Source organism: Paraflavitalea pollutisoli, from assembly GCF_029360705.1.
GTDB lineage: Bacteria > Bacteroidota > Bacteroidia > Chitinophagales > Chitinophagaceae > Paraflavitalea > Paraflavitalea pollutisoli.
On sequence record NZ_JARKMX010000008.1, the window covers coordinates 2,803,106 to 2,818,063 of the forward strand.

The 14,958-nt window shown below is 51.9% G+C and carries 7 protein-coding genes; all 7 read right to left on the minus strand.

Annotated elements, in window-relative coordinates; all coding sequences use genetic code 11:
* Nucleotides 1-133 precede the first annotated feature (133 nt).
* The 7 genes from P2W70_RS24825 to P2W70_RS24855 all read right to left on the minus strand — a co-directional run bounded on the left by P2W70_RS24825 (nucleotide 134) and on the right by P2W70_RS24855 (nucleotide 14,947).
* Complete coding sequence (locus tag P2W70_RS24825) at nucleotides 134-1,798, minus strand: polysaccharide lyase (protein WP_276484241.1); 1,665 nt, start codon at nucleotides 1,796-1,798, stop codon at nucleotides 134-136.
* A 20-nt stretch (nucleotides 1,799-1,818) separates the two neighbouring features.
* Nucleotides 1,819-3,633 (minus strand): RagB/SusD family nutrient uptake outer membrane protein, encoded by a 1,815-nt coding sequence (locus tag P2W70_RS24830; RefSeq protein ID WP_276484242.1) that lies wholly within the window; start codon nucleotides 3,631-3,633, stop codon nucleotides 1,819-1,821.
* A 20-nt stretch (nucleotides 3,634-3,653) separates the two neighbouring features.
* The gene (locus tag P2W70_RS24835) at nucleotides 3,654-6,827 is read right to left on the minus strand and encodes a SusC/RagA family TonB-linked outer membrane protein (protein ID WP_276484243.1); all 3,174 of its coding nucleotides are present in this window, start codon (nucleotides 6,825-6,827) and stop codon (nucleotides 3,654-3,656) included.
* A gap of 118 nt (nucleotides 6,828-6,945) precedes the next feature.
* Nucleotides 6,946-7,674 carry a DUF3826 domain-containing protein gene (locus P2W70_RS24840; RefSeq protein ID WP_276484244.1) on the minus strand — a complete coding sequence of 243 codons (729 nt, stop codon included), beginning with the start codon at nucleotides 7,672-7,674 and terminating at the stop codon, nucleotides 6,946-6,948.
* Between the two features lie 165 nt (nucleotides 7,675-7,839).
* A complete protein-coding gene (locus tag P2W70_RS24845) occupies nucleotides 7,840-10,248 on the minus strand; it encodes a glycoside hydrolase family 2 TIM barrel-domain containing protein (RefSeq protein ID WP_276484245.1) in 2,409 nt (802 codons plus the stop codon).
* A 98-nt stretch (nucleotides 10,249-10,346) separates the two neighbouring features.
* Nucleotides 10,347-11,447: a glycoside hydrolase family protein gene (locus P2W70_RS24850; RefSeq protein ID WP_276484246.1), complete on the minus strand. Its 1,101-nt coding sequence runs from the start codon at nucleotides 11,445-11,447 to the stop codon at nucleotides 10,347-10,349.
* Nucleotides 11,448-11,455: 8 nt separating this feature from the next.
* Complete coding sequence (locus P2W70_RS24855; protein WP_276484247.1) at nucleotides 11,456-14,947, minus strand: malectin domain-containing carbohydrate-binding protein; 3,492 nt, start codon at nucleotides 14,945-14,947, stop codon at nucleotides 11,456-11,458.
* Nucleotides 14,948-14,958 lie beyond the last annotated feature (11 nt).

The following is a 14,958-nucleotide window of genomic DNA, read 5'->3' on the forward strand; positions in this document are numbered from 1 at the left end:
GGGTTGCTGTAAAAGACTTTGCCCCCATCCTACATCGCAGGGGCAAAGCTTTAGCAAATATCTATTGATCAGCAGGGCTTATCCGATAAGTCCCCACCAGTTCATCCTGCTGCAACAGCAGGACGAGCTCTTATTAGAATCCTTTCTTCGTAGCAGCCACTACCGGTTGCACATTTTTCGCCAACACGAGGCTGTTCAGGTATTCTTCAATATTGGTGTAACCAGATTTATTTTTAGCATACTGGGCAGCATCGACCGCATTGTTGGGGTTCAGGCCATGGGCCTTTTCCCAATCATCAGGAATACCGTCGTTGTCGCTGTCCTTGTAAGGCGTGCCCTTGTATTCGGGATAACCACCTACCTGTACCGGATCGGTGATGATGCCAATCTTGTAAGAATCGATGGGCATGCGGCGGTGCTTGAACTGCGTTTCGGGCAATGGCACGCCTTCTTTGTACGTGATCTTACCCGTCTTCACCTGCTCGGCAATACGCACATCTACCGGATCGCGCTTTGGCAGCGTTGCGCCTGCATTCACCAGCACGAACTCACGTGCCTGTTTGGCATCCGTAGTGGTGACCGGCGCCATGGGTAACGGCTGGTTCCACTTCATATACGGTGTCCACTCCCCTGCATCTTTAAAATCTTCTACCTGCACACCACCGGCCCAGTTGTCTTTGGTGATGGCATCGTACCCTTCCATAACATTACCGTTCACATAAGCACGGCCATAGGTTTTGTACTTGAGTTTGCTGCGACCGCTCTCGGGCTTGATGATACGGTGACCTACATTGCCGTCCTTCGGTGTAGCAGGGCCGGGTTGAAAATAGTTGTTGATGATATTGAACTGACCGCGATAGTCGCTGCCGTCCATAGAACGGTGTACCCAGTTAAACACCACGTTGTTGACAAAGTTGAAAGCACCGTACCAACCGATGGACGGGTTGCGGCCTGTATTGTTGGCCCAGAGATTACGTACAAACGTACAGTTCTCTCCCCCTAACGTACTACCAAAGGAATGGTTCCAGGTGTCCAGTGCTTCGGCGAAGATGGAGTTCTGGATGGTGATATTGACGGTGGGTAACTTCTGTTCGATTGCGCCGGTACTGTCGTTGTACATATGACGGTACATACTCATGTTCTCGTCGAGACCCCAGCTGGCCGATACGTGATCGATCATGATATTACCAATGGGGTTGCCGCCGATGGCATCGTCCCTTCTGCCTACCCAGGTTTCACCACGGCGGAAACGCATATAACGGATCAGCACATCGTGGGTATTGATCCACACGGTTTCGCCGGCGATGCACACACCGTCACCAGGCGCTGATTGGCCGGCAATGGTAATATAGGGAGCACGAATGATCAACGGTGTTTTCAGCCGGATGATACCTGCCACATTGAAGACTACCACACGGGCACCACCCTGCTCACAAGCCCAGCGCAAACTGCCCGGACCATCATCGTTGAGGTTGGTCACTACGAGCACCTGTCCGCCACGGCCACCAAACGTAAACTTACCGCCACCTTCTGCGCCGGGAAAAGCGGGTATGCTTGCCTGCGGCAGATCATCGGCTTTACCAGCCCAGGGAATATAGGGCTTGCCATTACGGGCATCTGCCTGGATAATGGGCCATGCTTTGGCCCAGGCCTCATCCGAGCGGATACGGCCGGCCGTCAACATCGAGTCGGAAGCCTTTTGAACGTCTGGCGGGATCTGTGGGTATTGCGCTTTTGCCTGGAAACAAAGGGTAGCCAATCCAAAAGCTGATACGGTTTTTACAATCGTCCTTTTCATTGATAATACCTTTTTAATAGCTATTCAGTAGGTTTAAAACTACCTCCCGGCCAACCCTCCGTCTGCAACATATTCGGGTTCTTGGTGATATTGGTCGTAGGTATCGCATAGAAATAATAGTTCGTGGGGAAGTTGATCGGCAGGTCTGTACCCATCGTCTTCACACTGGCCGTAAAATACTTCACATAATCGGGCACCACTGTGCCGCCTTGCGTGGTAGAATCCTCAATGTTTAGCTTATCGCGTAAGGGAACGCCATTGGCATCTTTCGTTTCCAGGATGGCCACGGTATAAGGAGCCTTTGGTGACACTTCCAGCATCTGCCGGATGCTGCCATTCAACAAATGGAAGCGACGCGTGCGGCGCAGGTCATCGTATCTTTTTCCTTCAAAGGCCAGTTCGATCCGGCGTTCATTGAAGATCACGTCATCCAGTTGCGCGATGGTAGCTGTAGCCGGTACACCATAATTGTTATCACCACCAGCCGTAATGCCTGCACGTTGACGGATGAGGCGCAACATATCGTAGGCCTCCGATTGACGGTTGGTTCTGTTGGCACTCTCAGCAAGATTCAGCATAACTTCTGCTAAACGCATCTCAGTCCAGTTCTGCGCGCCCTGGGCAGTGTTGGCCGCCAGCATCGCCGGTACTGTATTCTTTTTGGTATAGAAGCCGGTAGCAGAAGGACGCGTTCTGTCGTCGGTAATGCCTTTATAGATCCATTGTTTACGACCTGCCTTACCGCTTAATGCCCACACAGCACCGTTGTACACGATGGTGGCATCGAAACGAGGGTCCCTGCCTTTCCAATAGTAGGTAGCGTTATAACCCGAAGCCGGATCTGTGATCGGCAATCCATTCTTCATCGGGAAAGCCTGCACCAGGTTCCAGGTAGGCTGGTTTTGTCCACCACCCGAGCCGGCACTTTCCGAATAAGGACGTGTTACGTTCTCATAGTTGGTAGCCGAGTTGGCAGGATCGAGGGCGCCATTGTACACCCGCACAATGATGGGCTCCCGGTTATCAGCCGATTTGGAATTGATGTCGGCAAAATTCGCCTGCAACTTATAGCCATCGAGCACCAGCGTATCGTAAGCAGCACGATTGGCTTTATAGGCACGCTCCCACCGGTCTGCATTGTTGTCGGGATTGAATTGCGGACTGGCCCAGTACAAAAGGATGCGGGCCTTCAGTGCCAGCGCAGCCCCCCGTGTAATACGGCCATAATCTCCGTCAGGCCATTTGGCGGGCAATACCGAACATTTATTCAGGTCATTGACCAACGAGTCGATGAGTGCGGAAGAGGCAGTTCTCGGCACCAGCACATCTTCTGTCTGCCAGTCTTGCGGATGCGTGATATATGGCACACCGCCATACAACTTCACCAGGTTGAAGTAGATCCAGGTACGGAGGAAATAAGTTTGAGCTTTCAGCTGGGCCTTGGCCGATGCTTCGATCGGTCCCCCATCGATCTGCGTCAACAGGATATTGCATTTACGGATATAGCCATACGCATTGTTGGGATTACCCGTCGCATAGAAATCCGTGATCTGCTCTGCTGTCAATGTCCCTTGCAGGATCTTCAGGTCACCATTGTTCTGGTCATCCGACGTATTGTGGATCGAAGAAGGTATGGTAGTACCGCCCGCAGTAGAAGGCCAGATAGGCATCATCAGGTTATACAGGGTATTCACATACAAGCCTGCCGTGCCCTCGGTTTCCCAGGTCTTATCGGCCGGGATACCATTAAAGTCTGTACGCTCCAGTATCTTGTTGCAACCTGTGGCGCCGAGGCCCAGGGCTGCGATGGATATATAAAAGATTGACTTTTTCATGGGTGATGCTTTAGCAATTGTTACAGTGAAATGTTTAATCCGAATGTCCATGACCGCAGGATGGGATAATCTGTGATGTCATTGGTAGCCTCATCCTTGTACGGCGTAGGGTTGATGATGTTCCACAGATTCACCCCCGTAACATAGGCCCTTACCTCGGGCAGCCTGAACTTGTCGGAGAAGCTTTTCGGTACCACATAAGCCAGCGTCAGGTTATTGACCCGCAGCGTGGTGGCATTTACCATCCAGAATGTTGAAGCCGTATTCACCTGCGGTGAATAAGTAACCGGGTATCTGGCATTCGGATTCTGTTCTGTCCACGAATCCTTCCACAGTGATAAAGCTGAAATATCTCTGGTTGGCGGCGTCAGGTCGTTCTTTCTCCAATAGGTTTTGCCGCCTACACTTAAACTGATGTTCGTGCTCAGTTTGAGCCCTTTCCAGGAAACACCGAGGTTGAACCCTAGTCCAAACAGTGGGTTGGCCCGGTTGGCAATTCGTCCCAGGTCCTTGTCATCGATGAGACCGTCTCCATTGATATCTTCGAAGATCAGGTAGCCCACCCGGAGGGTATCACCGAAATAGTTCTTCTTCACACCACCAAAGGCTTTGTACCAGTCGTCGACATCCTGTTGCGTACGCGCAATGCCTTTGGCGATATAACCTTCCAGTCCCCTGTCGGTACGTACGCCGATCGGATTTTTATAACCTGTATCGGTACCGGCATTGAAATATTTATTCAGCACCTTGTTATCGGCCCAGCCAAAGTTCAAGCCGAGATTGAATTTAAGGTCACGGTTGATAGAACCGGTGTAGCCGATCATCGCTTCCACACCCCAGGCATTCATCTCGCCATGGTTCACCTGTGCGATGTTGATACCAAAAGTATTGGGCATGGTCGCTGTAGGTGCTTCCAGCATATCGTACGTATTGCGGTGGTAGAAGTCCAGGCTGAAATTCATCTTTCTGCGCCAGAAAGCACCATCGATGCCCACCGATTTGTACAATGATTTTTCCCAGGTGATATTGGGATTGGGGATATCGGTATTATTCAGGCCGGATGTTCTGCCGGGAGAGGTGCCGAAGATAGCCCCATTGGTGGGCGTAAAGCGCTCCGTCCAACGGAAGGTGCCCACCGCATCATTGCCCGTTAAGCCAACATTCACCCGCACTTTCAATTCATCGATAAAGCTCACGTTATCCCGGAAGAAGTTCTCTTCGGAAAGTCTCCAGCCCACAGAGCCCGACGGGAAAAAACCCCATTGGTGTTCGGGTGCGAAGTTGGGAGAGGCGTCGTTACGGAAAGCAAACTCCAGCAGATACCTGCTTTTGTAATTGTAACTCAAACGACCCAGGTAACTCACGCGGCCACCATAAGAGCTTTGACCTACCGAAGTCAGATTGTTGACATTGTTATCATTGCTGAAACCCCACAATTGGTCTATCCCGGGGATCACCTGTACTTCCTTGCTGACGTTGAAGGCGTCCCCTTCTGTCTGGTTCTGCTCGGCCGACAGCAGGATATTGATGCTGTGATCACCAAAATCACGGGCATAAGTAACTGATTCGTTCAGCTGCCAGTTGGTCGACATGTCCGAGCTTTCCTGGATCGAGTTACCGTTCTTGATACTGCGTACCCCCTGGGTGGGCGCCAGTTGATTGGTGAAGATCACATTTTGTGTCGCGGAGGTCCTGTCGGAAGGTCCCTGACGTACAAAATCATACAGGTTGTAAGTAGCGTAGTATTGCTTGCCGAAATTATTACGCGTATTGCGGCCGTACTGCACACGGAAGGATAGGCCTTTAACAGCAGGCACCACATAGGTCAAGGCCGCATTTACCGAATACCCCTGCGATTGGGTGCGGGCATAAGAACCGGAATTCTGCAATTCGAACGGATGCCAGTTGGGCACAGTGGAAAATACCGGACGGCCGTCGATGAACATCGGTATCCATTGTGGCATCCGCAACAGGCTACCCACCGTGGCGTTCATCTGGTCGGTTTGCTCGGCAGTAGTTGTTCCTTTGGGAGCCGGACGGTTCATATCCGTATTATCGGTACTGATCGACACATCGGCCGTCAGGTTATCACCGATCTTTGCATTGGCACCCAGGCGCAAACCAAACTTCTTGGAATACAGGTCACGGAGGTTACCGGTTTCGTCGTAATAGTTGGCCCCTGCGAAATAGGTGATCTTATCCGTACCACCGCTCACGTTGAGGGTATGGCGCTGCAACCACGAATCCTGCCAGGTCTCGTCGAACCAATTGTAATTATGTGTCTTTAAGTAGTCCAATTCTTCGTTGCTATAGAGATCGGCCGGCTTGATATTGCCGGGAACTTTCTTGTTGACCTGGTTTAGCAGTACTGCATGATCATAGGCATTCAGGAACTCAGGCTTCTTGGAGATCGAAGAAACACCTGCTGAACCGGTGTAGCTGATCTTGGGTTTGCCGGGCTTACCCCGTTTGGTGGTCACCAGCACTACCCCGTTAGCACCCCGTGCGCCGTATATAGTAGCTGCCGCGTCTTTCAGGAAAGTGATGCTTTCGATCTGCGAGGCATCCAGGTTTTCAAAAGAGACTTTACCGGTAGGATCGTCTTTGTTCATTTCCACAAATCCATCGATCACGAACAAAGGTCCCGTTTGCCCACCGGCACCTACGAAGCTTGTCGCCTGGCGGATATTGATCTGAGTAGTAGACCCAGGCTTACCGGAAGTTTGCGCCACACTCACACCGGGCACCCGGTTTTTCAACGCCGTACTGAGGTTGGCTACCGGCAGGTCTTCAATGTCTTTCGCCTGCACCGTAGCAACAGAACCCAGTACATTGCTTTTCTTCTGGGTGCCATATCCCACCACGACAACATCTTCCATGGCCTTATCCGCTTTGAACAGCGTAACTTTTATAGCACCGTTGCTACCGGCAGCGATGTCTTTACCAAGGTAGCCAATGTAGGAAACAGACAATATGGCGTCGTTGCCGGGCACCGTGATCGTAAACTTGCCTTCCGCATCGGTCGTAACTGATTTGGTGGCTCCTTTTACCGTGACGCTGACACCGGGTAGCGGATTGCCATCGTCGCTCACCACAGTGCCGGTCAATGTACGCTCCTGGGCCAGCGCCACTACGAAACTGCAGCAAAGGATGAATGAAAGGAGGGAGTACTTAGCAGCTCTTACATACTTCATATGGCATCTAGTTTATGGAATTACGCTTCCTGCAAACCAGGAAATAGCTAGTTGTTAAAATATCTAGTTATAGGAACACCCGGCATATAGCGGTCTACCAGGCTTATAGCAAACAAAATTACTTATCGGCTTTCTCTTTTTTCCTGATCTCCCAGCCTTCGCGTTCTTTTTTGAGGTCATACCCCTGCGCAGCCAGGTAATTGTTGATCCGGCCTTTGTATTTGCCAAACCACCAATGTTTTTTATCGGAAGACTCAGCGTCCATGGCGTGGTCGCGCGCTTCGATCAACCAGGCATAGATCTGCTTTTTCTGCTCATCCGTCAACGAAGGGATCATGTCGAGGTGCGCTTCATAGGTAATGGGCAACACGCGGTAGGTCATACCATCCTTCACTTTCTCTACCTGCTCTGCTGTCAGTGATGACTGCAACTGTTTAACATATACCGCGTGCAGCTGACCCAGTTTTTGTTCTTTGGCGGTTTCCTCCTGCTGCAGGGCAGCTGTACGTGCATCCTTGCTCAGCGACGAATCCTGCTTCAGCTTTGCCGCTGTCAGTTTGCTGGCTTCATGGATCTGGTTGAGGTTACGGTACTGGCGGGCAATAATGTCCTGCACCTCCTGATACTTTTTTTGATCGGTGATGCCCAGCACAGCCACGATCTTGCCCGCACGCTCGTTGACGACACGGATATAAGCAGTGTCCTCGGCAACAACGTTTGATTGTTGAGCCTGTACACTGCCAGCATTTATAACCAGGAGACTAATAAAAACCGTTTTGACGATCGGAAGAAGTATGGGGAAGGGCTTCGCGGAAGCCGTTTTGATGACAAGCACATACCGTTTCATGAATGTTCGTTTTTGATCGTTAGGCGCGAATAATGGCAACAAAAAGAATACCACTCAAGCATGCTAAAGGTACTGGTGGCCCCTACCGGAAACAATGTAAGGTTTGACTATAATGATGGAATATTTTACTACAAGGTTGCTTGTAGCGCGGTAACAAACAAGGAGTTATTTTCCGGCAGAACGGATGGTCACCGACGCGCCCTGCAAACCGGGCGAACTGGCCTCGATGGTGATCGGACCGGCGAACTCATCCGACTGGATCACCGCCAGGCACAATCCGTTGTAAGCCTTACGTGGATTGGCTTTAAAAGAGTCCAGATCGGCCTGATAACCATTGTCCATGGCCACCAGCCTGCCCCGGTTGCCGACTTTTATACGAATAGAAGGATTGGCATCCTGTACTATACTGCCCTTTTCGTCCAATACCCGGATCGTAACAAAGCAGAGGTCTTTTCCGTCGGCATGGATAATTTTCCTATCTGGCACCAATTCTAACCGGTAGGGCGCGCCGGCCGTTTTCACCTCCCGGCTCAACACCATTTTGCCCTCTTTTCTGGATACCGCTTTCAATGTTCCTGCTTCAAAAGGTACACGCCATTGCACATGAAGATCGTCGCCCGTTTTCTTTTTCACGCCCAGCGATCTACCGTTGAGAAATAGCTCCACCTCATCGGCCTGGTTGTAGTAAGCCCAGATATCGACTTGTTGTCCCGGCTGCCAGTTCCAATGTGGAAACACGTGTAACACCGGCTTATTGGTCCACTCACTTTGATACATGTAGTATACATCCTTGGGAAAACCTGCCAGGTCGACGATGCCGTAGTAACTGCTTCTTGCCGGCCAGGGATAGGGCACCGGTTCTCCCAGGTAATCGAATCCCGTCCATACGAACAGGCCCGACAGGAATGGATGTTTTTTAATGATCTTCCACGTCGTTTCGTGTGTCGAGCCCCAATAGGCAGCTACCTGGTCGTAAGCAGAGACCGTAAAGTCCGCATTCCCGCCCTCCACATACTTCATCGGTGACTTTTGCGGCCAGAACTTCATGGTATCCGAAGGCAGGTCATAATGGCCCCTGGTAGCCAGGGCCGACATGTTCTCTGCCCCGAGAAAGGCCTTACCGGGATAGTGCTTTTGAAAGTCTTCATACACTTCGTGGTGGTAATTGAGCCCAACCACCTCGAACTCGCCCGACTTGTACATGAAATTCTTCTTCGGATCCCATTCGCTGAGGGCGGCGATCACCGGCCGGGTGGTATCCAATGCTTTTACGAGGCCGACCAGCTCCCTGGTCAGGGTGATGCCCGTACTATCGAATTGCTCGCGGATCTCGTTGCCGATGCTCCACAGAAACACGGAAGGGTGATTTCGGTCGCGCTTTACCTGGTCTTCCAGGTCGCGGCGGTGCCAGGTGGGAAAGTTGGAGAAGTAATCGAATTTGTTCTTCTTTTTGGCCCACATATCGAAAGCCTCGTCGATGACGAGAAAACCCATTTTATCGCAGAGATCCAGCAACTCCGGAGCGGGTGGATTGTGTGCGGTACGGATGGCATTGGCCCCCATGGCTTTCATGATCTCCAATTGGCGCTCCATGGCCCGTACATTGACAGCTGCCCCCAGGGCGCCGAGATCATGGTGCATACAAACACCCAATATTTTCAATGGCTGTCCATTGAGGAAAAAGCCCTGATCGGCATCGAACCGGAATGAACGGATGCCGAAAGGGGTGGTATACTTGTCAATCTCCCTTCCGTTCTGCAATATCCTCGTCACTGCTTTGTAGAGATAGGGGCTAGCTGTTGACCACAATTGGGGCTGCTTCACCTCCAATCGCTGTTGCAACGCATTCAGCGTATCGCCCAGGACTGTATTGTCGGACGTGGTTGTTGACACTACCTTGCCCCGCTGATCGATCACCTGCGTTTGCACCTGTACTGTTTGCGGGGCCTCCCCTGCCCTTTTTACCTGCAGGGCCAGCATCACCATGGCAGCTTCTGAATTGATCACCGGTGTCGTTACAAAACTACCCCAGGGTGCCACCGATACTTTGTTGGTGAATACGAGCCGCACGTTGCGGTAAATACCAGAACCGGTATACCAGCGCGAATTGGGCTGCTGACTATTATCGACCCGCACCACCAACGCATTGCGACCAAAGCCAAACTTAAGGTAGGGCGTAATATCATACGAGAAAGAAATATAACCATTGGGGCGCTTGCCCAGGTAATGACCATTGACCCACACTTCAGCGTTGCGGTACACACCATCGAACTCTACACACACCTGTTTATCCTTCCAATCCCGGTACAAGCCGAAATCGTTGCGGTACCAGCCAATACCTCCGGGCAGGGAACCACCCTGGTTGGTGGCCGGGTTCTTTTCGTCGAAGCTGCCTTCAATGCTCCAATCGTGGGGAAAGCTGGGCAGGAAACGCCAGGTGGCGGTATGGTTAAACGCCGGGTCAATGGCCGAACTGTCATCGCCCAAATGAAAATACCAATCATTTGTCAAGGTGGATTCGATGCGCGACTGCGCCATCACCGTCATTAAGCCGACGCTTAACAAAAAAGACAAACCGTATTGTTTCATTCGCAACATGGAGATAAAGTTGAATCGTGAAAACTACAAAAACCGGGGTCATTCAATTCCCGCGTGGTAGCTGCCACGCGATCTTACTGCGCCACAAACCGTACAGGGCTCTTGCCTTTGTCGACAGAGGTAGCTACCGCAATGCCGCGCTGGTCCTTCTTGCTTACGGCGCAATAGAAATGGTAGACCACCCCATCGTGCTTCACCACAAATGATTTGTGGGCAAAACGTTCATCGTAGGGCTCGGTGCTGATGATGAGGTCATCGCCCGTCCAATCGGTCCAGTGTACCAGGTCGTACGAACAGGCAAAGCGGTTGAACGCATCGTTGCGGCCTGTCCAAAAAGCACCAAAGTAGAACATGACGTACACCTCGCCCATCTGCTGTATCACGGCATCGCCGGTAATACCCACCGGATGGTGCATGACCGGCTCTGTCTCAAAGCGCTTCCAGTGTACCATATCATTCGATACGGCCATGCCAATGCGCTCGAACCATCGGGTCTTGATATTATTGATGGCCGAATCACCATTCGCGTTGTAATACATCACAAAGGGATAGCCGGTCAGTTTTTTTTCATCACGTATCACCGAGCTCTTGAATTGCTTTTTATTCTCCCACCAGCGAACATCCGGATCTTTGGAACTCAACACGGGCTGTGGCAGCCGCTGCCATTCCACGACTTTCTCCGCCGACTTAGTAGAATAAGCCATCCCGATCGACAGCAGGCCCGCCTCATAGCCCCGCTCCCTGCCACCGAAATAAGACATCCAGTATTTGCCTTTGTAAGGTCGCAGTTGATAGCTGCCACCCCAGGTAAGGTCTTGCAAAGCGGGATAGCCAGCCTTCTGGCTGCCGTCCCACTGGGTAGTATCGGTAAAGGAGAGCAGTTTCCCTTTGGTGGTCCATTGCAACAGGTCGTCACTTTCCGCCAGCCAGGTCTCATACCCCCGGCCATCGAATACGAGATAGGACATGAACCATTTATTACCCTTGCGGAACACCGTAGGGCAATCGATCTTTTTATCAGCACTTTCCGGCACTACCACCAATCCATATTTGTGGGGTGTCTTTACTTCCTGGTAAACACGCTGCATAACCGTATCCGGCACGGACCGTTGAGCCAGCAACACTCCGCCTATCCAGCATCCCATCACCGTAAGCAATAGTTTTCTGTGTAACATAGTTCTCGTTATTGAACATCGGCTCCTCCTACCGCCAGCCCCTTGGCTGCCTGCGTCGTAAAGCGGATGATATAATGTCCTGCATTGATCATACTACCCGTCGTGGTGGAAATATAATTCCATTTGCCGGCACGGGTGTTCAGCAGGTTTACCTTTTCTTTTTTTAGCAGCGTGCCATCTGCCTGCAGTAAGGATAATTCACCGGTAATCGCCTGCGCGCCTGGCCAGTTGTATTTGAAGTTGACGGAATACTCGTCTGCAGCACCGATCGTCATCTTCAGATCGACCACGCCCTCGGCATCCGTGGCGAACACCACCTGTTCTTTCCCATTGACCGCTACCTGCTTTACCGCAGCGCCGCTTAACAGGCCTTCTGCGGCCTTATGGCTCGCAACAGGCTTCAGGTCGTACGCCGGCTCGATCGATGAAGCTTCATTGACAAATACCCCATACATGGGCAGTTCCTCACTATAGGACGGCTTATCGAGTACAACTGTTGCACCCGCGGTAAACCGTTTTCTGTATAACACCTGTTGGTCCAGGGCTGTTTTCATATCCTCGTACCCTTCCATCCAGGATGGAGTTGCCACACCAGCCGGGTACGCAATGTACACATCGCTGGTTACCGGCACCTTGAAAGATGATATGGCAGCCGGCTGGCGGCTACCGCGCGTACGCAGCCATTCGGCGCCGTACAACATAGACGGCAAACGGGTAAAAGCAGTCGACCGGTCTGTATACATGACATCACCTATATTCAACCATTGACGCGGTTGCCAATAACCGGTGTCGCCTTCCAATTGCCCGATCAGTGCCGGGGAAGGCGGTGCCGGTCGAATGTCTTTTTGCTTCGTTCCAATAGCCATGGCCGACAGGATGGCCTGTCCCACTTTTACCTGTGGGAAATGGATTACCAATTCGCCTCCTGTGACCTTCACCGCAACTGTTTTCCTGAGTGCGGCATCATGCCCCACCGCTTTCCAGATATCAAGGTCATGGATCACCGTTTGGTCATTCACCGCCACATCAAATAGCCTGTAACCCGTGCAATCCATCCCGCCGCCTGTACCCCACCAGGGCTCTGCAAAATATAATTCGACCAGGTACTCCCCATCTGGTACCGGGAACGTATAGCTCAATTTATCGCGACCATAGCGGAAGGTTTGAAAGAGCGGCCAGTCTTTGGTGTTTTTGATCGGATCATAGGTTTGGCGCTGACTGGCAAAGAATGCCGGCATGTCGGCGAATTGATCCGTCCACGAACCCGATCCCCAGGTACCTGGCTCACGCAGCTTGCGATCGGCCAGCCAGGTATTTCCATGGCTGTCTTTATAATCGCCGCCACCTGCATTTACGCGATACAGGTACTGGTAGCCGGCGCGTGGTTGCAGCAGTGCAGGATCATCTTGTATGAGTGCCTTAAAATGTGGTGCCTCGGGCAGGTTATGCAAGATGACCTGGTCTTGCGCCACGGGTTTACCATTTTTATAACCCACCGCGTACAACACATTGTAGTGGATATCTACCTCATCCCACTGAAAATGCGTGCCTATACCGGCGCGTTTTCTTTTGCCCAAAGAGGTATGGTTGACGTCATTGAACAACTCTACCTCATCGCAATTAGAGTACACGATAAGCCCATCCTTTTTACCGGGCGATGTAAAACGTTGTGGCCATGTATGCGATACGATATAAACCATCGGCGCGCTGGCATAATTGGAACGGAACATATGGAACACATCGAGCGGCTCTTCCCAGGGAGTCAATAACCCTTTATAATTGACCGGACCAATACGATCCAGTTCACGCAGGCCCTCACCGCCTTGTACGCGTCCCGGATTATCGTGCGAAGTATATAACCAGAAGAAATGACCGCTGCTGCTGTCTTTGACCGACTCAGCCAGGCGGATCTTTTGCTCCATCAATAGCGTCATCCGGTCTTCGCTGTACGGTGCGTTTTGTACAAAGCCACCTTCAGCATGCAGGTCGAGGGTGCGCCAGGCGCCGTACTCGCCAATCAGTACCTGCCGTTTCACATCTTCGTGATAGGTGGCGGGATTACCCCCATAGGTGCCCGTCCAGTTTTGGGGTACATCCCAATCAGTGCCTTCACCACCATTGCAGGTGGTCACCAGGCGTTGCTGCGAAGCCGTAGGATCGAGCGATCGCACGAGTTCCGTACATTCCCGCGCGAAATCTGCCGGCAGCTTGCTTTCATTCTGCAGGCCCCACAATACGACAGAAGGGCAGCTTCTTCTTTCAATGACCCATTCCTTCAACAGTTGTTTGAACTGCTCGCGGAATCGTGGCGTATCGAACCATACATGGGCCGACAACTGCGTCCACCACAAGATGCCGAGTGAATCCCAGTACTGCTGGTAACGCAGGTTATGCGGCTGATGCGCGTCGCGGAAGGCATTGAAACCAACGGCTTTCATTTGCAGGGCCCTTGCACGCACTTGCACTTCGGAAAAAGCATGGCTGTTGCCCAACAGGTGTTCATATTCGGCAATGCCATTGATGAACACCGGTTGGCCATTCAGGAAAAACTGATTAGTACTGCCAGAATTTACCACACTCCAACGGATCCAACGAATGCCATAAGGCATGGATACGCTATCGATCACCTTACCCTTTTCTTTGATCAGGGTCACGATGGAATACAAGTAAGGATCTTCCAGCGACCAGAGGTGCACATTGTTTTGCAAAGCCAATTGTTGGGGCAATACCAGTTCACTGCCTGCCTGAACAAGGGCGGGTGTTGCCACCTGGGTAACCAGCTTACCCGCTGCATTAAGCAGGCGCTGGACCACCTGCACCTGGCGGCTGTACTTATCGTAATTCTTGATCGTTGTCTGCAGTTGTATCGTCGCTTGCTTAGTGGTTACCGTGGTATCGTTCCAGGCATGCACCCCAAAAGGTTGCACCCGCAGATCGTTGGTAATGACCAGCGATACAGGCCGGAAGATGCCCATGGGCTGAGAGCCTTCCGAAAAACCTCTTTCGGGCGAACAGCCACCGCATACCCAGGGCAGGTCGGTGATCCCTGTGGGGTGATCAGCACGCACGGCCAGCACGTTGGCCTGGCCAGCTTTGATAACAGTAGTTACATCCAGCGTAAAACTGGTACGGCCGCCGGCATGGATCCCTGCCTGCCGACCATTCAACCAAACGGTGGCATAAGAGCCAACGCCTTCAAAATAGAGAAAGTAGCGCTTACCCGGTTCTTTGCGCAAGAGGGGAAATGATTTCCGGTACCAGGCATAGCCATGGTGGTTGCCATGCAGCTTACGCCGGTAGCCTTCGTAGGCATCCCAGTTGTGGGGCACCTGTACGGTTTGCCAGCCCGTAGGCAGGAAGTCAGTCTTTTCGAATCCCTCCATAGAAGGCATCAATGAATCCTGCGCCATCGTATACCAGTCCTTATTGAGCGCAATGAGGGTACGGGCCGCCGGCTGGGCGGCTATCTGGCCAGCATACAATAGGACCAACCAAATCATCCATTGATATC